Here is a 21,513-nt window from a genome sequence, read left to right on the forward strand (position 1 = left end):
CGGTGGCCGGACGACCGACGCGAACTCGCGGGCGTCGGAAACTCGCTCCAGTGCGTCCCGGACCAGGTCGTAAGCTGTGCAGCGTGACTGATGACCTGCGCGATCAGGTGCACGCGGCAGCTCGCCGCGCCCGTGTCGCCGCCGACGAACTCGTCCTCGCCACCCGTGAGCGCAAGGACACCGCGCTGCTCGAGATGGCCGCCGCGCTCCGCAAGCGTGCGCCAGAGATCATCGAGGCCAACCAGAAGGACCTCGAAGCCGGCAGGGCAGCGGGTCTCCCGGACAACATCCTGGACCGGCTCACGCTCACCGAAGCACGCATCGACAGCGTCGCCACCGGCCTGGAAACCGTTGCGGGACTTCCGGACCCGGTCGGTCAGGTGATCACCGGCGGCATCCTCCCGAACGGGCTGGAGCTCAAGCAGGTCCGCGTCCCGATGGGCGTCGTCGGCATGGTCTACGAGGGCCGCCCGAACGTCACGGTCGACGCCGCCGGTCTCGCGCTGAAGTCGGGCAACGCCGCGCTGCTGCGGGGTTCCTCGACCGCCGAGCACTCCAACACCACGCTCGTCGCCGTCCTGCGCGACGCACTCGAAAGCGTGAATCTGCCGGCCGACTGCGCGCAGCTCCTGCCGTGCCACGACCGCGCGTCCGTCACCCACCTCATCACCGCGCGCGGCCTGGTGGACCTGGTGATCCCCCGCGGTGGCTCGGGTCTGATCAACGCCGTGGTCGAGCAGGCGACGGTTCCCACGATCGAGACCGGCGTCGGCAACTGCCACGTGTACGTGGACGCGAACGCCGACCTCGACATGGCCGAGGCGATCGTCCTCAACGCCAAGACGCGGCGCACGAGCGTGTGCAACGCGGCGGAGTCCCTTCTGGTGCACAAGGACGTCGCGGCGGAGTTCGTCCCGCGCATCACCAAGGCGCTGCAGCAGGAGAACGTGACCATCCACGGCGACGAGCAGTTCGCCCGGCAGTCCGACGTGGTCGCCGCCAACGACGACGACTGGGGCACCGAGTACCTGAGCCTCGACATCGCGGCGAAGGTCGTCGACTCGCTGGACGACGCGGTGAAGCACATCGCGACGTACGGCTCCGGCCACAGCGAGGCGATCGTCACGAACGACGTCGCGTCAGCACGCAGGTTCACCGCCCGTGTGGACGCGGCGGCGGTGTTCGTCAACGCCTCCACGGCCTTCACCGACGGAGCGGAGTTCGGCATGGGCGCGGAGATCGGCATCTCCACGCAGAAGCTGCACGCACGCGGTCCGATGGGCCTGACTGAGCTGACGTCCTCTAAATGGGTCGTGTGGGGCGAAGGACACACACGCCCGAAGGCGTAGCTCTACGTTCGGAGATATGGCTCCCACCTATCCGTTCTCCGAAACTGACGGCCTGACCCTCGATCCGACCTATGAACGGTTACGGCGCGATGAGCCCGTCTCGCGCGTGACGTACCCGTACGGCGGCGAGGGTTGGCTCGTCACGTCCTACGAAGAGACGAAGTTCGTCCTGGGCGACCCGCGGTTCAGTCGTGCGCGGACGGTCGGCCAGGACGTGCCTCGGATGCAGCCCCTCATCGCGCCGGGCGGGTCGATCCTCACGCACGACGGCGCGGACCACTCGCGCATGCGCAGGCTGGTGTCCAAGGCGTTCACGGTGCGCCGGATCGAGGAACTGCGGCCGCGCGCCCAGCAGATCACCGACGAGCTGCTCGACCGCCTGGACAACCCCGGTGACCTGGTCGAGGGCTTCAGCATGCCGTTCCCGATCACGATCATCTGCGAGCTGCTCGGCGTGCCGTTCGAGGACCGCGAGGACTTCCGCAGGTGGTCGAACCAGGCGCTGTCCACGGTCGGTGGCCACACGCCTGAAGAGGCGATGGACGGCGTGACGAAGCTGCACGCTTACTTCACCGAACTCGTTGCGAAACGCCGTGCGCACCCCACGGACGATCTGATCAGCGCGCTCGTCGCCGCACGGGACAACGAGGACCGGCTGAGCGAGGACGAACTCGTCCGGTTCGGCATCACGTTGCTGGTCGCTGGCCACGAGACGACGGCGAACATGCTCGCCAACAGCGTCGTGACGCTGTTCGAGCACCCGGACGCCATGAAGAGCCTGCGTGAGGCTCCCGACAAGCTCCCGAACGCCATCGAGGAGCTGCTGCGGTTCATCCCGCTGGGCAGTGGCGCCGGTTTTCCCCGCATCGCGACCGAGGACGTCCAGGTCGGCAACGCGCTGGTGAAGGAAGGCGACACCGTGCTGGTGGTCGCGTCGTCGGCGAACCGCGACGAGGCGATGTACGCCAACGGCGGTGAGCTGGACCTGGAGCGCGAGGTCGGCCAGCACATGCAGTTCGGCCATGGCATCCACTTCTGCCTCGGCTCGCAGCTCGCGCGGATGGAACTGCAGGTCGCGCTGGGCACGTTGCTGCGCCGCCTGCCCGGTCTGCGGCTCGCCGAGCCCGTCGAGTTCCGCAGGGGTTCGCTGGTCAGGGGTCCGCTGAGGCTTGTCGTGGCCTGGTGAGAAAAATCTTGGGTCAGTCGCGTAATGGGGGAGCGGCCGGCACGTTCCTCCTATGCGCGCGGCTCTGCTTCGGGGTGGGCCGCGCCCCGCACGGCTCGTCCTCCCCCTGAGCCGTGCGGTGTGATCAGCACGACCGGCGTTGGGCCATGGGAGCGGCCCGGCGCCGGTCTACGCTGTTTTGATGCGCATCGGCGTCATGGGTGGCACGTTCGATCCCATCCACCATGGCCACCTCGTGGCTGCCAGCGAGGTACAGGCCAGGTTCGACCTGGACCGCGTGATCTTCGTGCCGACGGGTCAGCCCTGGCAGAAGGCGTCGCGGGAGGTCTCCGCCGCCGAGGACCGCTATCTGATGACGGTCATCGCCACGGCCTCCAACCCCCGGTTCTCGGTCAGCAGGGTGGACATCGACCGTGAGGGCCCCACGTACACCGTGGACACGCTCATGGACCTCAAGAAGCAGTACCCGGACGCCGACCTGTTCTTCATCACGGGTGCGGACGCGCTGGAGCAGATCCTGTCGTGGAAGCGCGCGGCGGACGCGTTCGAGCTCGCCCACTTCATCGGTGTCACCCGTCCGGGCTACGCGCTGAACGACCGCCACCTGCCGCCCGGCTCGGTGTCGCTCGTCGAGGTGCCGGCCATGGCGATTTCTTCGACCGGATGCCGCGCGCGTACTGCATCCGGGCAGCCCGTTTGGTACCTGGTCCCCGACGGTGTCGTCCAATACATCGCTAAAACAGGCCTGTACTCCGACTCGTAACCACGTTCGAGTGGATTTTGCGTGCATTGGAGCGCTCGGGGAGCAACAATCAGCGGGTTGTTGCTGGTTCGTGGAAGGCAAGACTTTGGCTACAGGCACCGTGAAGTGGTTCAACGCCGAAAAGGGCTTCGGCTTCATCGCGCCCGACGACGGCTCGGCCGACGTCTTCGTGCACTACTCGGAGATCCAGTCCAAGGGTTTCCGTTCGCTCGAGGAGAACCAGAAGGTCGAGTTCGAGGTCGGACAGGGCCAGAAGGGGCCGCAGGCCCAGCAGGTCCGCCCGCTCTAAGGCTTCGGCACCGGGGAAGGCCACCTCAGGGCGCTGAGGTGGCCTTCGTCATGCGTGGGTGTGAAGTACCCGTTGGCGCGCGCCGGTACCCTCAGTAACTCGTGTGGGCGTATCGACGCTCGCCGGAAGTCAGAGGAGTGACGTGGCAGCCACCGACGAGGCACGACGGCTGGCGCTGGTCGCGGCGAACGCAGCGGCCGACAAGAAGGCGCACGACGTGACGGTGCTCGACGTCTCCGACCAGCTCGTGATCACCGACGTGTTCGTGATCGCGTCCGCTCACAACGAGCGGCAGGTCGGAGCGATCGTCGACAACATCGAGGAGAAGCTGCGGGAGGCCGGCACGAAGCCGGTGCGCCGCGAAGGGGCCCGCGAGGGCCGGTGGGTGCTGCTGGACTTCGTGGACGTCGTGGTGCACGTCCAGCACACGGAGGAGCGCAGCTTCTACGGCCTGGAGCGGCTGTGGAAGGACTGCCCGCGCATCGAGTTCGAAGCGGACGCACCCGCCGACTCCACGGCTGAATGAGGTAGCTGATGGCCCTGAGCCGGCTCGTGCTGTGGCGGCACGGTGAGACCGACTACAACGCGACCGGTCGTCTGCAGGGTCATCTGGACTCGGCGCTCACCGAGACCGGCTTGAACCAGGCCAGGTTCGCCGTGCCGGTGCTCGCCGGGTTCGAACCGGAGATCGTCGTGGCGTCCGACCTCCAACGCGCGCGCAACACCGCAGGGGTGTTCACCTCGTCGACGGACATTCCGTTGCGGATCGACGAACGGCTGCGCGAGACCCACCTGGGCAAGTGGCAGGGCCTGAACGTGGCCGAGGTGGAGCGGGAGTGGCCAGGCGCGGTCACGGTGTGGCGCACCGATCCGACCTTCGTGCCGCCCGACGGCGAGTCGCGCGTCGAGGTGGCCGAGCGGGCCATCAAGGTCGTGCACGAGGTGGACTCGGAGTTCTCCGGCACCGTGCTGCTGTGCGCGCACGGTGGCCTGATCAGCGCCCTGACCGGACGGCTGCTCGGCCTGCCGGTGGAGAACTGGTCGCAGCTCGGTGGCATCTCGAACTGCCACTGGACGGTGTTCACGCGGCGCAACGACCTCTGGCGGCTGACGTCGTACAACGCGGGCACCACGCGTTGAGACTGCTCGTCCTCGGGGACTCGCTGTCGTTCTTCGGGCCTTCCGGGCCGCTGCCCGCTGATCATCCACGCCTGTGGCACAACATCTGTGCCGAGACGCTGGGTGGTTCGGCGGAGCTGGCGGCCGGGTTCGGGTGGACGGCGCGGGACGCCTGGTGGGCGTTGACCGGGGATCCGCGGATCTGGTCGTTGCTGCCTCGTACGGACGTGCTGGTGTTCGCGGTGGGCAGCATGGACACGCTGCCCTCGCCGTTGCCGACGTATCTGCGCGAGGGGCTGCGTTATGTGCGGCCGGACTGGCTGCGGCGGTGGGTTCGTGCGCGGTATCAGTTCGTGCAGCCACGGTTGGCGCCTTACACGCGGGCGTCGCTACCTCCTGCGCTGACCGCGCGCTATCTGCGGGACATGCTGGAGTCCGTTCGCAATCTCCAGTACACGATGCCGGCGGTCGGGATCGTGCCGTCGGTGCATCGCGCGGCTACGTACGCGTACGCCCATCAGGGGCACGCGGCTGCGGTTGCGGCCGTGCGTGGCTGGGCCGCGGGTGCGGACGTGCCGTTGCTGGACCTGCCTGCCGTGATCGGGGAGCACGTACGGTCCGGTGCCGGGAACCCGGACGGAATGCACTGGGGCTGGGAGGGCCACGAACTCGTGGGCAACGCGATGGCCGCATTGATCTCGTCCGTGGCGTTGAGTCCCTCGGAGGAGTGAGCCCCGTAGGCTCGTCGCTCGTGCGCATCTCCATCGTCACCGACTCCACGGCATACCTGCCCGAGGGGTTCGCGAAGCGCCATGCGATCACCGTGGTGCCGCTGCACGTCGCGGTGGACGGTGCCGGACGCCTCGACGGCGTCGACTTCGGTCCTTTCGAACTGGCCAGTGCCCTCGCCGAGCACCGCCGGGTGACCACGTCACGTCCCACGCCGGGCGAGATGGCGGCCGTGTACCGAGAGGCCCTGTCGTCGTCAGACGCGGTCGTGTCCGTGCATCTCTCTCGTGAGCTGTCCGGGACGTGGGAGGCCGCGCGGCTGGCTGCGGAGGAGATCGGTCCTTCTCAGATTCGCGTTGTCGACTCGCGGTCGACGGGCATGGGGCTCGGGTTCTCGGTGTTGCGCGCATGTGCGGCCGTGGCCGCCGGGCGCTCGCACGCCGAGGTCGAGGACGCTACTTCCGCGGCCGCTCACCAGACGCGGATGTTCTTCTGCCTGGAGACGCTGGACTACCTGCGCCGAGGCGGGCGGATCGGTACGGCGGCGGCACTGGTGGGGACCGCGCTGGCCGTGAAACCGTTGCTGCACATGGACGACGGCCGGATCGTGCCGCTGGAGAAGGTGCGCACGATGAGCCGCGCGGTGGGCCGTCTGGTCGACCTGGCGGCGGCCGCGGCGGGCGATGGTCCCGTCGGACTGGCCGTGCACCACCTGGCCGCTCCCGAACGCGCCGCCGAACTGGCGACCCGCCTGGACGAACGGCTGCCCGGCTCCACGGGATGCGTGATCTCGGAGGTCGGCGCGGTGATCGGCGCGCACACGGGCCCAGGCGTGCTGGGCGTCGTGGTGCTGCCGGGAGGACCCGACAGCCTCCCACAGACCCCCGACAATTCCCCGTCCTCGATGCGCGAGTGATCGCGACCTGTCCACAACCCGCGAGTAATCCACAGCCCCGGAACTCACCCCACCTCCCCACCCATCCCGCTCCGTAACGTCGCTCGCATGTTCCCCCGCTCCCACCAGGACTCCCTCCCGACCGAACGCCTGGCCGCCCTGGCCGACAAGGTGAGAGCCGACCCGACCCTGGTCTACGCACGATCAGAGGACTCGGACGAACACGGCTCGCCCCGCCGCCGCTTCCGCCTGCCACGCCTCCCGCGCCGCGGCCTGCTCGCTCTCGGCGTGGCCGTGGCGTGCACGGTGATAGGCCTGGGCAGCTGGTGGCAGAGTCCCGCCGCCGAGCCGGCCCCGGACCTGGCCCTGGTGAGCACCACGGTCCCGGCCCCCGAACTGGTCGTGGACGTGGTCGGCGAGGTGGCCACCCCAGGCCTGATCACAGCACCGTCGGGCGCCCGGGTCGCCGACGCCGTCCGCCTCGCCGGAGGCATGAAGCCGGGCACGAACCTGTACAACCTGAACCTGGCCCGCAAACTCACCGACGGCGAACAGATAGCGGTGGGCATCCCGCCCCCGCTTCAGGCAGGCGCGGCACAGGCCGGTGGGGCCCAGCCGAAGCTGAACCTGAACTCCGCCAGCGCGACCGAACTGGACGGCCTCCCCGGCGTGGGCCCGGTGACGGCTCAACGCATCGTCGAGCACCGCACCCGCAAGGGCCCGTTCGCGTCGGTGGACCAACTCCGCGACGTGGAGGGCATCGGCGAATCGAAGCTGGCCAAGCTGGCCGACCTGGTCCACACATGACCCTCGTGAACAAGGCCCTGGCCCTCTACCACCGCACCAGGGCCCAGTACCTCCAGCTGACCAGCCCATCCCGCTTCCCAGCGGACCACAACCACCTCGCGCGCCCGCTGGCCGTCACGTTCCCCCTGCACCGCTCCCCAACTTCGCCCCGCCGCCGGCGCCGCCCGCTGAACACCGCGCTCCGCCACCTGCTGGCCGCGTCCTTCCCGCCGCGCCCGGCTCCGCTTGTTCCACTCGTTGCTCCGGCCGCCGCTGCTCCGCACGTCGTGCAACGGCAGTGCCGCATGTGCGCTGCAACCGTGCAGCAGCCCTGAACCTGCTGCCGTACCAAGGAAAACGAGCCGCGCCTACAGCGTTCTGAGCCGCGGTCTCAGCCCGGAGCCCACTTTCCGTCACCGATCGGAGTCAGCCATGCCGTCAGTCCGCATCACCCGTCTCCCGCGCATCGACACCGCCTGGCACCACCCCGCTGCCAGGCACCCCCAAGTGCAGGCGCAGTCCCTCCCGCACCGTCCCCCGAAGCTTCCGCGACCACGGCAGGGCAGCCCCACCCCTGACCCGAGACCTCCCACCGGACAGGGGAGGCGCCGATGGCTCGCAAACACCCGGTAGCCCACGACTTCCGCCTGGTCCCGGCAGCCGCGGCAGTCTGGACCACAGCCGTGGCCGGTCTCTTCCTGAGCTGGCAGGCGGCAGTGTTCACCGGCCTGGCAGCAGGAGCCGTCGGCCTCATGGCGTGGCGAAGAGCCTGGTGGAACAGGACCTGCGCGATAGCCCTCCTGATCTCCGGTCCGGTCGCCGCGGCCTGGGTGGGCGGCAACGTCCTGCGAGCCGAGTCCCACCCACTCCGCCTGGCCGCCGACGAAGGCCGCAGCACCACCCTCACCGTCGAACTCACCACCAGACCGAAGGGAATCCGCGCCGCGGGCTTCGGCGGAACCCAGGCAGGCGTGGAGAACGTCGTGATCAGAGCGACGGCGAACGGCGCCCAGTTGGTGCTGCTGGCTCCGGCGGACAAGTGGCGAGATCTGTTGCCAGGTCAGAAGGTCACGGTCAAAGGCACCCTCGCGCCATCCAGGGGCGGCGACCTGGCGTCGGCGTTGTTGAGGGTGCGCGGTCCGCCGCAGGACCCGCGGCCGGCACCGGTCTGGCAGAGCTGGGCCGACGAACTCCGCGACGGCCTGAGACGGGCCAGCAAAGTCCTCGGCGACGAGGAAGCCGGGCTCCTGCCGGCCCTCGTGGTGGGCGACACGGAGCAGATGGTGCCGCGCATCGTGGAGGAGTTCCGGACCGCCGGCCTCGCCCACCTGCTCGCGGTGAGCGGGGCGAACCTGGCCATCGTCTGCGGGGCGGTCTACCTGCTCACCAGACGCCTCGGTCCGCGTCCGGCGGCGTTCGCCGCCCTGACGGCGCTGGTCGGGTTCGTCATCCTGGCCGGGCCGGAGCCGAGCGTGCTCAGGGCCGCTGTCATGGGTGCCGTCGCGTTGCTGGCGTTGGTGCTGGGCCGGCAACGGTCCGCGGTGCCGAGCCTTGCGACGGCGGTGCTCGTCCTGGTGTTGCACGATCCGGCGCTGGGTGGTGATCCGGGGTTCGCGTTGTCCGTGGTGGCGACGGCGGCGTTGGTGCTCGTCGCGCCGAAGTGGGCGCGGGCACTCAAACGGCGTGGCGTGCCGAACGGGCTGGCTGAGGCGATCGTCGTGCCGATGGCCGCGAGCCTGGCCACGGCGCCGGTGGTGGCCGGGCTCTCCGGACAGGTGAGCCTGGTGTCGGTCGTGGCCAACCTCGTCGCCGGGCCGGTGGTCGCGCCGGCGACCGTGCTGGGCGTGTTGGCGGCGGCCGTCGCGCCGCTCTCGCCTCAGGTGGCAGAGGTGGTCACCCATGTCGCCGGACCTGCTGTGAGTTGGCTGATCACGGTCGGGCGGCAGGCGTCGGCCGTGCCCGGCGCGGCGGTCGGCTGGCCGGACGGCTGGGCCGGTGCGCTCGCGCTGACGGTCGTGACCGCGGTGGTCGTGTTGTTGCTGCGGTTCAAGAAGACACGGACGTTGGTCATCGCGGTGCTCGTCGGCGGGTTCGTGGTGCTGGTGCCGCTGAGAGTCGTGGCGCCGGTCTGGCCGCCCGACGGGTGGAAGGTCGTCAGCTGCGACGTGGGTCAGGGCGACGCGCTGGTCCTCGCGACCGACGACGCCGACACGGCGGTGCTGGTCGACACCGGGCCCGATCCCGGGGCGGTCGACCGGTGTCTGAAGACGCTGGGAATCAAGAGGATTCCGCTGGTGGTGCTGACGCACCTGCACGCGGACCACGTCGGCGGCCTCGACGCCGTGCTCACCGGGCGTGCGGTCGGGGCGGTGGCGGTCGGGCCGCTCAGGGAGCCCGCGTGGGCGTGGAGGGAGGTCGGCGGACGGGCGCGCGCTCACGGCGTGCGGGTCGTGGAGCCGAAGGCGGGCGAGCGGTTCGTCCTGCCAGGACTGGAGTTGGAGGTGATGGGACCGAGGCGGCCGCCGATCGCCGAGGCCGAGAACACCACGGTGAACGACTACTCGCTCGTGATCAGGGCGCACACGAGGGCGGGCCGGGTGTTGCTCACCGGTGACGTCGAACTGGCCGGCCAGGCGGCGTTGCTGGGGGAGCGGGACCTGAGCGCCGAGGTGCTCAAGGTGCCGCACCACGGTTCGCGGTACTCGCTGCCCGCGTTCCTGAAGGCCGTGCGGCCTCGGGTGGCGCTGGTGAGCGTCGGCGCGGGCAACAGGTACGGGCACCCGAGCCCGCACGTCATCGACGTGTTGCGGGCGGGAGGTGCGTTGGTGTTGCGCACGGACAAGGACGGCGACCTGGCGGTGTTGCCGGGAAACCGAATCGTACGAAGGAGAAGAGATGGTCTGGGTCAGGTTGTTCAACGCGCGCTACCCCATTACCGGTGGCACGCCGGGCCTCGCGTGGGCGCTGTGGCAGACGAACTACTCGGCGACGCCGTGGCCGCACGACGAGCTGAAACCCGATTTCGGTTACTGCATCTGCGAAACGCTCGAAGACGGCACCCGCGCCGTCACGTACAAGGCGACGACCACGCACGTGGTGCCTCCGACGAAGGCGGCGACACCGGAGGAGGCGTACGACCTCGTCGCGGAGCACGTGTTCGACGACGCGCTGCGGATCGCGCCGGACGTCTGGCACGACTACCACTACAACGCGCTCAAGGCGGAAGCCCCGTGGCCGCAACGGATCGTGGCATGGCGAGCGACCGTGGAGGCGGTCGGGCCGCACGTGGTGGACGGCCTGCAACGCTTCCCGCGCACGGGTTGGCTCAAGACGGACGCGATCTCCCTGTGAGACATCGTCCGCGGCTTCGGTTCGCAACTGCGCTGCCAAGCCCGGAAGCCCAGCAGACCAGACGTGAAACGGCTCGGAGACGCGAGCGCGTCTCCGAGCCGGAGGAGGTGATTGATCGGCGGTGATTAACCCAGTGCCTTGATGACGGCCTCGGCCGACGGCGGGACCGTCGCGCGCGGGCCGATCGTGTCGCCGAGCGCGTCGAGGGTCTTGAGACCGTCGCCGGTGATCAGCAGCACGGTCTCGGCGTCGGGGTCGAGCTGGCCCGACTCGAACAGCTTCTTCGCCGTCGCGACGGTCACGCCGCCGGCGGTCTCGGCGAAGATGCCCTCGGTGCGGGCGAGCAGCTTGATGCCCTCGACGACCTCTTCGTCGGTGACGTCGTCGATGGCGCCGTTGGTGCGGCGCACCGCGTCGAGCACGTACGGGCCGTCGGCCGGGGCGCCGATCGCCAGCGAGCGGGCGATGGTGTCCGGGCGGACCGGGCGGATGACGTCGTGGCCGGCCTTGAACGCGGCGGAGATCGGGGAGCAGCCGGTGGCCTGCGCGCCGAACACCTTGTACGGCGAGGCTTCGACGAGGTCGAGCTGGCCGAGTTCGCGGAACGCCTTGTCGACCTTGGTGAGCTGCGAGCCGGACGCGATCGGCACGACGATCTGGTCGGGCAGGCGCCAGCCGAGCTGCTCGGCGACCTCGTAGCCGAGCGTCTTCGAGCCTTCCGCGTAGTACGGGCGGACGTTGACGTTCACGAACGCCCAGTCCTCGTTCTCCGCGGCTAGTTCCTGGGCGAGGCGGTTCACGTCGTCGTAGTTGCCGTCGACGGCGATCAGGGCGCCGTCGTAGACGGCGCTCATGAGGATCTTGGCGCGCTCGAGATTGGAGGGAACGAGAACGACGGACTTCCAGCCCGCACGGGCGGCGGCCGCGGCGACGGCGTTCGCCAGGTTGCCGGTGGACGGGCAGGCCAGCACCTTGAAGCCGAGTTCGCGGGCGGCGGCGAGCGCGACGCCGACGACGCGGTCCTTGAACGAGTGCGTGGGGTTGCCGGTGTCGTCCTTCACCCAGATCTTGCGGACGCCCAGGGCCTTGGCGAGGTTGTGCGCCTCGACCAGGCGGGTGCCGCCGGGATCGGTGTTCGGGTGCTGTTCCACAGTGGACGGAACAGGGAGGAGGCCGCGGTAGCGCCAGATCGACCTGGGGCCGGCCTCGATGTCCTCACGCCGGATCTTCCCGAAGTCGTAGGCCACTTCCAGCGGCCCGAAACACTCGAGACAGGCGTACTCAGGTGCGAGAGGGGTTTCGTTCCCACACTCCCGGCACAGCAGTGCCCGGGCAGGGCCGAGGTCGAACTTCGTGCTCGTGGGCACAGTGACAGCAGTCATCGCGAGGTATCTCCTCATCTTTCCCGCGAAATCGAACGGGTCGGAATTGGCACCGTGATCGTCTGCGCATAGCTCTGCACAAGGTTCTGTGCATGGCGCTGACGCCGGTTGCCGGGGCTTCTACGGGCCGTTCCCTCTGCCCCTCTGGATGAGCGGTATTCAGTTGTGGCCATCAAGCTACGGCAACAGCCCGTTGCCATCCACAGACGTCCACGATCCGGGACGTGGGAAGATGCGGAGCGTGAGCGCACCGGAGTCACTGCACCTCGTCGTCGGTGAGGAGGAGTTGCTGGTCGAACGTGCTGTTCGGGCGGCTCTCGAGGCCGCGCGGGAGGTCGATCCGACCGCCGACCTGACCCGCGTCCAGGTGACTGATCTCACGCCTCCCGAGCTGGCCGAACTGGTGAGTCCGTCGCTGTTCGCGGAGGGCCGCGTGATCGTCCTGCAGAACGGGCAGGACATCAGCAAGGAGGTCGCCGACATGGTGCTCTCCTACGTCAAGGCGCCCGCGGACGGTGTCACGCTCGTCGTCGTGCACACGGGTGGTGGTCGCAGCAAGGCGGCCAAGGACCTGCCCGGACAGCTGAAGAAGGCCGGTGCCGCGGTCACGGAGTGCGGCAAGGTCACCAAGCAGGGTGATCGTGAGGCGTTCGTGCGCAACGAGGTGCGGCGCGCGGGCGGCAAGATCGACTCCGAGGCCGTCGTCACGCTGATCGACGCCGTGGGCACGAACCTGCGCGAGCTCGCCGCGGCCTCGTCGCAGCTCGTCTCCGACACCGACGGCAAGGTGACGGTCGAGGAGATCCGCCGCTACCACCAGGGCAAGGCCGAGGTGACGGGGTTCGCCGTCGCGGAGAAGGCCGTCGTCGGTGACCGGGCGGGCGCCATGGAGGCGTTGCGCTGGGCCATGCAGCTCGGCGTGCCGCACGTGCTGGTCGCGGACGCGCTGGCGGACGCGGTGCGCACGGTCGCGCGGGTGTCCGCGGTGGGCCGCGCCGACCCGTTCAGCCTGGCCGGGCCGCTCGGCATGCCGCCGTGGAAGATCAAGAAGGCGCAGGCCCAGTCCCGCGGCTGGGACCAGTCGGGCCTCGCCGACGCGATGCAGGTGGTCGCCGGGCTCAACGCCGACGTGAAGGGCGTGGCGGCCGACGCCGACTACGCGCTGGAACGTGCCGTGCTCCGGATCGTGGCCGCCCACAGCCGCCGCTGACCCGCCGGATCACTCCCGGCGCGGGATCCCGATCAGGTACTGGGCTCCCGTGAAGCCGGGTTCGACGCCGATCGTCCACTCGAACGACTCGGTGCCGTCCAGGCCGTCGACGATCCGCCGCAGTTCCGCACGCCCGTACATGCGCAGGAACGACACGACGCTGTCGAAGAACATCATGAACGGCAGCACCGGCACGACGTAGGTCAGCGCCAGCCGCAGCAGGTACCGCGGCGGGGAGTTGCGCTGGAACGGCGCCGCGAGCAGCACGGCCAGCGCGAGGAAGAACGGGAACACCAGCACGTAGAGCCACGACCGCTTGGTGTCCACGACGACCATCGGCTGCCGGGTGTCGACGGCGTTCTGCAGCATGCGCGCGGCGAGCGCGGGCGGGAAGTGGTGGAAGGCGCCGTAGATCGTCCGCGTCCCTTCCAACCGGCAGTCGGTGGCATCGACGGACGAGGGCACGTGGTCCACCGAGCAGCACGGGCCGGGCAGCCGGCGCCGGTTTCGCGCGGCGACGCGCTCGAACGCGGGCACGTTCGGCACCAGGTCCGTCAGCATGACCTGCGTGTGGATGCCCTGAGCGTGCAGCCGCCGCTGGATCAGCGGCACCGGTCCGCCCGAACCCGCGCAGAGATCGACGATCCGGTGGTCCGCGCCCGACCGCAACGCCAGCGCCAGCGGCCGTGAGTACTCACGCGCGGCGTCCGTCAGCCGGTAGATCGTCATGATCGACTCGGTGTGCAGGGTCCGCAGCACGGGCGGGGTGCCGTCGAGGTCGTGCAGCTCGAAGAAGTCGATCCGCGGCAGCGATTCCATGGACCTACGCCTACCGTGCCCGAGGCCACATGCGAAAGGGCTCCACTTCCCGGAGGAGGTGGAGCCCTTTGCAGAAGCTCGAAGCGCTACGAGCGAGATCAGCCCTCGAGGGAGTTCGCGCGCAGGGCCATCGCCGACTTCTTGTTGGCGGCCTGGTTGGCGTGGATGACGCCCTTGGTGGCGGCCTTGTCGAGCTTGCGGGACGCGTCCTGCAGCAGCTCCAGGGCCTTCGCCTTGTCACCGGCCTCGGCAGCCTCGCGGAACTTGCGGATGGCCGTCTTCAGGGACGACTTGACCGACTTGTTGCGAAGGCGAGCCTTCTCGTTGGTCTTGATCCGCTTGAGCTGGGACTTGATGTTCGCCATGCGACATCACCCTTCTTGTCGAAACCGGGTTCGTGGCGCGCTTGGTCGGCACCGGTCACGAGGACCGGGTCTCCTCCACGGCGGAGAGCCGCGCGTTCACGACGACGAAGGATATCAGGCCAGCTCAGCGCACCGTGAAGGTGGCCTTCTCGGCACCCACCACCGCCTCGTAGCCGCCGCGGGCGACCTCACGCCGTCCGTCACCGTCCACGTCGCCGACGGTCAGGGCCAGCTGCGAGAGCTTGAACGACACCTCGACCTGCTTCGACTGTCCGGCAGCGAGTTCCACGCGGGTGAAGCCCACCAGACGGGCGTCCGGGGTCAGCACCGGCGAGGCCGGCTGGCGCACGTAGACCGGCACCACCGTGGTGCCCGCACGCGTACCGGTGTTCGCCACCGTGAACTTCACCACGCCGTCACGACGGTCAACGGACACCGAGGGCCCCGAGGTCGTGAACGACGTGTACGACAGTCCGTGCCCGAACGCGTAGAGCGGGTCGTACTTCGCACCCGCCGAAGTGTTCGCGCCCGGCAGCTGGTCGTAGGTCAGCGTCGGGTCGCCCAGCGCCTTCGGCCACGAGATCGGCAGCTTGCCGCTCGGGTTCACCGCGCCGAACAGCACGTCGGCGATCGCCCGGCCACCTTCGCTGCCCGGCAGCCAGCCCGCGACCAGCGCGTGCGCGTCCGCCGCCGCACCGAGCACCTGCGGACGCGCCGTCAGCAGCACCACGACCACCGGCTTGCCGGTCGCCTGGACCGCGTCCACCCACGCCTGCTGCTCGGCCGTCAACACCGGGTTCTCCGTGTCGGCGGGACCCTCCGCACCGGGCTTCTCACCCAGGACGACGACAACCGCGTCCGCGCCATCCGCCTCAGCCACCGCCGCGGCCTGAGTCGGAGCGTGCACGACGGACGCACCGGGGACAGCCTCGCGAACACCGGTCAGCACGGTCGCGGTCGGCGGCAACGGCGAGTCGTCCGGCACGCCCTGCCACTCGACGGTCCAGCCACCGAGCTGGCGGCGCACGTCGTCCGCGGTCTCACCGGTCACGACGATCTTCTTCGCAGACGTCGAGAGCGGCAGCACGCCGTCGTTCTTCAGCAGCACGGTGCCCTCGGCGGCCGCCTTGCGCGCCAGGTCCCGATCCACGTTCACCACGTTGCCGTCGGCCTTGGCCGGGTCCACGTACGGCTTCTCGAACAGCCCCAGGTCGAACTTGAGCTTCAGTACCCGCCGCACGGCCTGGTCGATCCGCCCGCGCGACACCGAACCATCGCGCACGTTCGCCAGCAGCAACGACGTGAACTCGGCCGCGTTCGACGGCTCCATCGCCATGTCCACACCGGCGTTGACGCTCATGGCGATCGCCGTCTTGTAGTCGGGCGCGACCTTGTGCCGGTCCACCAGGTACTTCATGTCCTGCCAGTCCGAGACCGCGACACCCTTGAAGCCCATGCGGTCACGCAGCTGCGTCTGCAGCATGTACTTCGATGCGTGCACCGGCACACCGTTGAGCGAGCCGGAGTTGATCATCACGGTCTTCACGCCCGCGTCGAACTGCGCCTGGAACGGCGGCAGCACGAGGTCCTGCAGCTGCCGGATCGGGATCTGCGCCGCCGCGCGGTCGTGCCCGTTCGCCGGCGCCGAGTACCCGGCGAAGTGCTTCGCCGTCGCGGTCAGCTGCGCGGTGTCGTCCACCTTGGACTGCTGCCCGCGCACGTTCGCCGCCGCCAGTTGCCCGGCCAGGAACGGGTCCTCGCTGTAGGTCTCGTAGTAACGGCCCCAGCGCGTGTCCCGCGCGATGTCGGACACCGGGGCGAAGTTCCAGAAGACACCGGTGGCGCGCAACGCCTTCGACGCCGACACACCGATCTTCTCCTGCAGCCCGGGGTCCCACGTCGCACCGAGCCCGATCTGGTGCGGGAACATCGTCGCGGAGATGACGTTGTTGTGCCCGTGCACGCCGTCCGCGCCGTAGATAATCGGGATCTTCAACCTGTTGTTCTCCAACGCATAGCGCTGGATCGCGTTGTTCATCTCGGCCCACGCCCTGGGCGTGTTGTCGAGCGGCGCGTCACCGCCGCCGGACAGGATCGAGCCGACGTGCGCGTCCGCGAGCACCGCCTTCAGGCAGGAGTCGACCAACGGCCCGTTGACGTTGTTGCAGTCACCGCGCAGCTTCCCGACGCGGATCTGGGCCATCTGCCCGATCTTCTCCTCGAGCGTCATTCTGCGCAGCAGGTCCTCCACCCGCCGTTCGGTCGACGCCCGACTGTCCAAATAGATTTCTTTACCCGCTGCAAGACCGCCCGCCGGTGTCAGCGACGCGATCACCACAGCCACGCCCAGCACGCCGAGACCGGCGCGTTTGCGGGAGAACAAAGACAAGACTCCTCCACGTTCCCGGTGCGCCCGCCGCACACGATCGCGTGGAGGAGTCAGTCAGGACACCCCCGAACGGAGGAACTCGATGACAGCGTTTTCATGCTGGTGAAACGCCTGTTCAGCCGCCCAGGATCGAGCGCGTCAGCGACTGTCTTTCGTCCATCAGTTCGGCCAGCGCGGCTGCAATCGTGGGTTCGCCCAGCCGCACGCGCTCAACGCCGGGTTGCTCGTCCAACGCGAGCAGCGTTGCCCGCCGCACGAGCTCCTTCACGAACGACGCCGTGACGCCCTCGCTCGCCGCCACGATCGCCGAGGCGTCCGGAAGATCGAGATCCGTGCGGGACGCGTAGAGCCGCAACAGCCGTTCGCGTCCCTGCGTGTCGGGCAACGGCACGTGCGTCGCGAGGTCGATCCGGCCGGGCCGCTGGGCGAGGGCCTGCTCCATCACGTCCACGCGGTTCGTGGTGAGCACGAACGTCACGTCCGCCTCGGAACCGACACCGTCCATCTCGTTCAGCAGCTCGAACAGCGCCGGGTTGCCGAACTCGGTGTGCCGCCGGTCCTCCGCGATCAGGTCGACGTCCTCGACGACCACCACGGACGGCGCGAGCTTCCGCGCCATCGACGTCGCCACTTTCAGGAGCTTGAACATCGCGACGCCGCTCAGCACGATCACCGTCGAGGACTCCAGCCGTCCCATCAGGTACCGGATCGTGTGCGTCTTGCCGGTGCCGGGCGGGCCGTGGAGCAGCAGTCCGCGTTTCAGGTGTTGCCCGTGTGCTCTCAGCCGTGCGCTTTGTTCTGCCGTGCGTACGACGTGGCGTTCGATGGTGTCGAGCACACCATCCGGCAGTACGACGTCCTCAGGCCGCAACGACGGTCTGGGCAGGAACGTGAGCAGCTGGTTGCGCCGGTGCTCGCTCAGTCCGAACGCCATCACCTTGCCCTGGAACAGGTTGTGGCGGGCGATGTGTCCTTCGACCGCCTCACGCGTGGCCGTCGCTATCTCTCTCGATCCGGCCAGCACCTGCAGCGAACACTGGGAATCGCAGTCCTCGCCCGGACCCTGCAGCGCGATCACCACGGGATCGCCGTCCGGTGACCGGGAGAGGACCAGTCCGAGCTGCACTGCCTCGACCGCGGTGTCGGGGCCGGTGGCCACCGTCGCGTAGTCGACGGGACCGAGCCCGAAGCTGCCGTCGTGGACCGCCCCGCTCAACATGTCCACGAGGTACTGGAACGCGCGCTTGCCCGCTATGCCGAACCACTCCGCCCCTGGGGAGTGCTCGGCCAGGTACGTCTCGATCCCGCGGTGGACGTTGACGTGTTCCCAGGCCATGAACTTGGCCGTCACCGTGGGAACCTGTGCCATCGGAATGCCTATGTGCCCGGAAACCTTCCGGACCAGCGTCGACTCCGCGCCGTCGGAGACCAGTTTCCTGGCCTCCTCCAACAACCCCTGCAGAGCCGACGCGAGCGATCGTGCGTCAGATGTGTGGAGATCCGTCATCGATTCCACCGTACGCACTAACCCTCTGGCCCGGCCTCCGTGTTTTCCTCAGGATTCTTCGGTGGCCTGCCCCGACGCGGCATTTTCTTTGCCTCATTGGGCAATCGGCCGGCGTCCGACAGCGCACGCCGCAACAGGAACTCGATCTGCGCGTTGGTGCTGCGCAGCTCGTCGTTCGCCCACCTGCTCAACGCGTCGTGCACGGCCGGGTCAAGCCTGAGCAGAACGCTTTTGCGCTCGGCCATCAGGTGTAGAGGGACCCTGCGTTCACCACGGGCTGGGTGGATCGGTCACCGCACAGGACGACGAGCAGGTTCGACACCATCGCCGCCTTGCGTTCCTCGTCGAGCTCGACCACGTTCTGCTCGGAGAGCCGCTGCAGCGCGAGTTCCACCATGCCGACGGCGCCCTCGACGATCCGTGTCCGTGCCGCCACGACCGCGCTGGCCTGCTGGCGCTGCAGCATCGCGTGGGCGATCTCCGGCGCGTACGCGAGGTGCGTGAGCCGCGACTCGATCACCTTCACGCCCGCGGACTGCACCCGCGCGGAGATCTCGATCGAGAGGGTCTCGGTGATCTCGTCCGCGTTCTCCCGCAACGAGAGCCCGGCTTCCTCGTGGTTGTCGTACGGGTAGCTGTTCGCGATGTGCCGCACCGCGGTCTCGGTCTGGATCCCGACGAACCGCACGAAGTCGTCCACCTCGAACCGCGCCCGCGCGGTGTCCTCGACCTGCCACACGACCACGGCGGCGATCTCGATCGGGTTGCCGTCCGCGTCGTTGACCTTGAGCGCCGACGTCTCGTGGTTCCGGATCCGGGTCGAGATCTTCTCCCGCGTGTTGAACGGGTTCACCCACCGCAGACCGTCCGTGCGCACCGTGCCCACGTAACGGCCGAAGAACTGCTGCACCCGCGCCTCACCCGGCGCCACCGTGAAGAGGCCCCGGAACACCAGCGCCCCCGCCAGGAACAGCAGTATCCCCACGATCAGGAGTCCCGCTGACGGCTCGTTGTTGTCGGCGGCCCGGAGTCCCTCGATGAACGTCCATGCAGCCACCGCGACCAACACCACCCCTCCAAAGAACATGGGCAGACCGGACAGGTCCCGTGCGCGCTTCTCCCGCACCACGGGCGCCGGCATCCGCACTGTCGTGTCCACAACCGCGCTCATTCAGACCCCCTATCGAAGTAGTATCTAAGTGATATCACTTTTCCGTCATGATCGCCAGCTAGGCTGATCCGCATGAGGGCGAAGAAGCAGCGCGTGGCGGCGTACGGGGTCTGCATCAACGAGCGCGACGAGATCCTCCTGGCGCGCTGGCTTGGCCCAAAGGGCAAACGTTGGATCCTGCCGGGAGGCGGCATCGACCACGGTGAGCACCCGTACGACGGGGTCATCCGGGAGATCGAGGAGGAGACCGGGTACCTCGCCGAGGTGGTCCGCCTGCTCGGCATCGACTCCGAGTTCCGGGAGGAACCCGACCGCGACTACCACGCGCTTCGCGTCATGTACGAGGTGCGGATCGTCGGCGGCGAGCTGCGCAACGAGGTGGACGGCACGACCGACCTCGCCCAGTGGTTCCCCCTCGCAGACATCGGACAACTGAAGCGAGTGCCGTCGCTGGACACGGCCCTCGGTCTGTATCGAACTACCCCAGCTGCCGGAATCCTGCGGTAGATTCGGTTCTACCGCCGCCGACTTGCCTCCAATGGAGTTGGCGAATGATCCGATCACTGGCCGTAGTCGGCACGGCCGCCCTGCTGTCGTCCTTCGTGCACGTGCCGGCCCACGCGGCTGTCGTGAGCGTCTCGAGCGTGTCCTCCCTGCAGGCCGCCCTCGACACCGCGCGAGCCGGTCAGCGCATCGTGCTGGCCCAGGGCCTGCATGCCGCCGACCGACCCATCAAGATCACCAAGTCGGGCATCACCGTCGCCGCGCAGACCATCGGCGGCACGGTGTTCACCCGTGGCGGCTTTGAGCTCGGGGCCGTTCGAGACGTGACGATCGAAGGCTTCGTCTTCAACGGAACCAGCACGCTCTCGGTCCCCGCGGAAGCGCGGGCCACGCGCATCACCCGCAACACGTACTCGGGGAACAAGGACGGTGCTTCGCTCAGCGTGAGTGCCGACGACGTCCAAATCGACCACAACACGTTCCAGAACCGGACCAACGCGGGTGTCTACCTGCAGATCACCGGCCCCGGCAGCGAGATCGCCAAGCGGTCGTGGATCCACCACAACTACTTCTACAACCACCAGTTCACCGGCTCGAACGGCGGCGAGTCGATCCGGCTCGGCTACAGCCACAAGCAGTCGAAGTCGGCGAACGCGATCGTCGAGCACAACCTGTTCGAGAAGGCGGACGGCGACGCCGAGGCCATCTCGATCAAGTCGTCGGACAACATCGTCCGGTACAACACGATCCGCAACAGCAAGGGCTACATCGTCCTGCGCCACGGCCACCGCACCACGGTCGAGGGCAACCTGCTGTTCAACAGCGGCATCCGCTTCCACGGAAACGACCACAAGGTCATCAACAACTACGTGGAGACCACCAAGGACCGCGCGATCGTGTTCGGCTCCGGCAAGGAGGCCGACAGCGGCCCCACCTCGAAGCTGCACGACCGTCCCGACCGCGTGACGGTCGCGTTCAACACGCTGATCGGCACCGGAGCGGTGGTGGACAGCGACGGCGGTGACTTCAAGCCCAAGGACTGCGTGCTCGCGAACAACGTCATTCGCGGTTCTTCGGGTGGGGTCGTCTCCATGCACGCCGGCTCGACCGTCAAGTACGAGGGCAACGTCATCTGGGGCGGCACCGGCGGCAACATGCCGTCGTCCGGCTACAAGTCCGTGGACCCGAAGCTGGTGAAGGACGCCAACGGACTGTTCCGGTTGTCTTCCGGTAGTCCGGCCATCAACGCGTCGGTGGGCACCTACTCCTATGTGACGCGTGACTTCGATCCGCAGGCGCGCTCCGGCAAGCCTGATGTCGGGGCGGATGAGTACAACTCGTCGGCGGTGCGGAAGCCGCTGACGAAGGCCGATGTCGGGGTCTCCGCACCCTGATGAACGCATTTGTCCTGGTGATCGCACGTGTGGCGGTCACCAGGACCCCCCGATTTGGAGATCGAAACAGGCCCGTGTAATGTTCTCCATGTCAGAGCGACACGGGCCGGGAAATACAGACCGGAACGAGCCTGGCAAAAACCGGAGAGATAAAGCCTCCTAGAGGCCGATTTGACACCGGCGAGCAAGACCAAATAAGCTTCAGCAACACAAGCCCCGGAAGTAAGTCAGCGTAAAGCTGATGTGACTGCGGTGTGCGCGTGTTCTTTGAGAACTCAACAGCGTGCCGAAACACAGCCAGTAAT

At 68.5% G+C, this 21,513-nt stretch carries 21 protein-coding genes and 1 riboswitch; of the genes, 14 read left to right on the forward strand and 7 right to left on the reverse strand.

The features are described 5' to 3' along the window. Nucleotides 1–83 precede the first annotated feature (83 nt). From IG04_RS0126555 to IG04_RS0126605, 11 genes are all read left to right on the forward strand, one after another. The gene (locus tag IG04_RS0126555) at nucleotides 84–1,349 is read left to right on the forward strand and encodes a glutamate-5-semialdehyde dehydrogenase (protein WP_245816728.1); all 1,266 of its coding nucleotides are present in this window, start codon (nucleotides 84–86) and stop codon (nucleotides 1,347–1,349) included. 16 nt (nucleotides 1,350–1,365) lie between these two features. Beyond that, the gene (locus tag IG04_RS0126560; protein WP_030479443.1) at nucleotides 1,366–2,535 is read left to right on the forward strand and encodes a cytochrome P450; all 1,170 of its coding nucleotides are present in this window, start codon (nucleotides 1,366–1,368) and stop codon (nucleotides 2,533–2,535) included. Nucleotides 2,536–2,716: 181 nt separating this feature from the next. After that, the gene (nadD, locus tag IG04_RS0126565) at nucleotides 2,717–3,298 is read left to right on the forward strand and encodes a nicotinate-nucleotide adenylyltransferase (protein ID WP_030479444.1); all 582 of its coding nucleotides are present in this window, start codon (nucleotides 2,717–2,719) and stop codon (nucleotides 3,296–3,298) included. Between the two features lie 85 nt (nucleotides 3,299–3,383). Next, nucleotides 3,384–3,587, forward strand: coding sequence for a transcription antiterminator/RNA stability regulator CspE (cspE, locus tag IG04_RS0126570; protein ID WP_030468099.1), 204 nt, complete (start codon nucleotides 3,384–3,386; stop codon nucleotides 3,585–3,587). Nucleotides 3,588–3,729: 142 nt separating this feature from the next. Next, nucleotides 3,730–4,113, forward strand: coding sequence for a ribosome silencing factor (gene rsfS / locus IG04_RS0126575; RefSeq protein ID WP_030479445.1), 384 nt, complete (start codon nucleotides 3,730–3,732; stop codon nucleotides 4,111–4,113). A gap of 8 nt (nucleotides 4,114–4,121) precedes the next feature. Beyond that, complete coding sequence (locus IG04_RS0126580) at nucleotides 4,122–4,727, forward strand: histidine phosphatase family protein (protein ID WP_030479446.1); 606 nt, start codon at nucleotides 4,122–4,124, stop codon at nucleotides 4,725–4,727. Beyond that, nucleotides 4,724–5,437 carry a diglucosylglycerate octanoyltransferase gene (gene octT, locus IG04_RS0126585; protein ID WP_030479447.1) on the forward strand — a complete coding sequence of 238 codons (714 nt, stop codon included), beginning with the start codon at nucleotides 4,724–4,726 and terminating at the stop codon, nucleotides 5,435–5,437. Before IG04_RS0126580 ends, octT begins: the two co-directional genes overlap by 4 nt. Before the next feature lie 20 nt (nucleotides 5,438–5,457). Next, nucleotides 5,458–6,351, forward strand: a complete 894-nt coding sequence (locus tag IG04_RS0126590) for a DegV family protein (RefSeq protein ID WP_051770735.1) — start codon at nucleotides 5,458–5,460, stop codon at nucleotides 6,349–6,351. An 87-nt stretch (nucleotides 6,352–6,438) separates the two neighbouring features. Further along, nucleotides 6,439–7,137: a ComEA family DNA-binding protein gene (locus IG04_RS0126595; protein WP_030479449.1), complete on the forward strand. Its 699-nt coding sequence runs from the start codon at nucleotides 6,439–6,441 to the stop codon at nucleotides 7,135–7,137. After that, nucleotides 7,134–7,451, forward strand: coding sequence for a hypothetical protein (locus tag IG04_RS0126600; protein ID WP_030479450.1), 318 nt, complete (start codon nucleotides 7,134–7,136; stop codon nucleotides 7,449–7,451). The genes IG04_RS0126595 and IG04_RS0126600 overlap by 4 nt, the downstream gene beginning before the upstream one ends. Before the next feature lie 276 nt (nucleotides 7,452–7,727). Then, nucleotides 7,728–10,592 carry a DNA internalization-related competence protein ComEC/Rec2 gene (locus IG04_RS0126605; RefSeq protein ID WP_084402193.1) on the forward strand — a complete coding sequence of 955 codons (2,865 nt, stop codon included), beginning with the start codon at nucleotides 7,728–7,730 and terminating at the stop codon, nucleotides 10,590–10,592. On the opposite strand, the gene thrC is transcribed toward IG04_RS0126605, so the two are convergent. Then, on the reverse strand, nucleotides 10,593–11,849 hold the full coding sequence (gene thrC, locus IG04_RS0126610; RefSeq protein WP_030479452.1) for a threonine synthase: 1,257 nt from the start codon (nucleotides 11,847–11,849) through the stop codon (nucleotides 10,593–10,595). Between the two features lie 11 nt (nucleotides 11,850–11,860). Beyond that, a riboswitch (SAM riboswitch) is annotated at nucleotides 11,861–12,004 on the reverse strand. A gap of 77 nt (nucleotides 12,005–12,081) precedes the next feature. Here thrC and holA point away from each other — a divergent pair. Then, nucleotides 12,082–13,059 carry a DNA polymerase III subunit delta gene (gene holA, locus IG04_RS0126615; protein WP_030479453.1) on the forward strand — a complete coding sequence of 326 codons (978 nt, stop codon included), beginning with the start codon at nucleotides 12,082–12,084 and terminating at the stop codon, nucleotides 13,057–13,059. Between the two features lie 9 nt (nucleotides 13,060–13,068). Here the strand turns inward: holA and IG04_RS0126620 are convergent, their stop codons facing one another. The 6 genes from IG04_RS0126620 to IG04_RS0126645 all read right to left on the reverse strand — a co-directional run bounded on the left by IG04_RS0126620 (nucleotide 13,069) and on the right by IG04_RS0126645 (nucleotide 19,310). Further along, nucleotides 13,069–13,878 carry a hypothetical protein gene (locus tag IG04_RS0126620; protein WP_051770737.1) on the reverse strand — a complete coding sequence of 270 codons (810 nt, stop codon included), beginning with the start codon at nucleotides 13,876–13,878 and terminating at the stop codon, nucleotides 13,069–13,071. 98 nt (nucleotides 13,879–13,976) lie between these two features. After that, nucleotides 13,977–14,243, reverse strand: a complete 267-nt coding sequence (gene rpsT / locus IG04_RS0126625; RefSeq protein ID WP_030479455.1) for a 30S ribosomal protein S20 — start codon at nucleotides 14,241–14,243, stop codon at nucleotides 13,977–13,979. A 124-nt stretch (nucleotides 14,244–14,367) separates the two neighbouring features. After that, nucleotides 14,368–16,632, reverse strand: a complete 2,265-nt coding sequence (locus IG04_RS0126630) for a glycoside hydrolase family 3 N-terminal domain-containing protein (protein ID WP_063758324.1) — start codon at nucleotides 16,630–16,632, stop codon at nucleotides 14,368–14,370. 115 nt (nucleotides 16,633–16,747) lie between these two features. Continuing rightward, the gene (locus IG04_RS0126635; RefSeq protein ID WP_030479457.1) at nucleotides 16,748–18,139 is read right to left on the reverse strand and encodes an AAA family ATPase; all 1,392 of its coding nucleotides are present in this window, start codon (nucleotides 18,137–18,139) and stop codon (nucleotides 16,748–16,750) included. Between the two features lie 17 nt (nucleotides 18,140–18,156). Then, nucleotides 18,157–18,384: a type II toxin-antitoxin system antitoxin gene (locus IG04_RS0126640; protein WP_030479458.1), complete on the reverse strand. Its 228-nt coding sequence runs from the start codon at nucleotides 18,382–18,384 to the stop codon at nucleotides 18,157–18,159. Continuing rightward, nucleotides 18,384–19,310, reverse strand: coding sequence for an SPFH domain-containing protein (locus IG04_RS0126645; RefSeq protein WP_030479459.1), 927 nt, complete (start codon nucleotides 19,308–19,310; stop codon nucleotides 18,384–18,386). The genes IG04_RS0126640 and IG04_RS0126645 overlap by 1 nt, the downstream gene beginning before the upstream one ends. Before the next feature lie 72 nt (nucleotides 19,311–19,382). Between IG04_RS0126645 and IG04_RS0126650 the strand changes: the two genes are divergently transcribed. Beyond that, nucleotides 19,383–19,817, forward strand: a complete 435-nt coding sequence (locus IG04_RS0126650; RefSeq protein WP_030479460.1) for an NUDIX hydrolase — start codon at nucleotides 19,383–19,385, stop codon at nucleotides 19,815–19,817. 44 nt (nucleotides 19,818–19,861) lie between these two features. Beyond that, complete coding sequence (locus tag IG04_RS0126655; RefSeq protein ID WP_030479461.1) at nucleotides 19,862–21,208, forward strand: polysaccharide lyase 6 family protein; 1,347 nt, start codon at nucleotides 19,862–19,864, stop codon at nucleotides 21,206–21,208. Nucleotides 21,209–21,513: the final 305 nt, after the last annotated feature.

The sequence above is a fragment of the Lentzea albidocapillata genome (genome assembly GCF_000719115.1).
GTDB lineage: Bacteria > Actinomycetota > Actinomycetes > Mycobacteriales > Pseudonocardiaceae > Lentzea > Lentzea albidocapillata.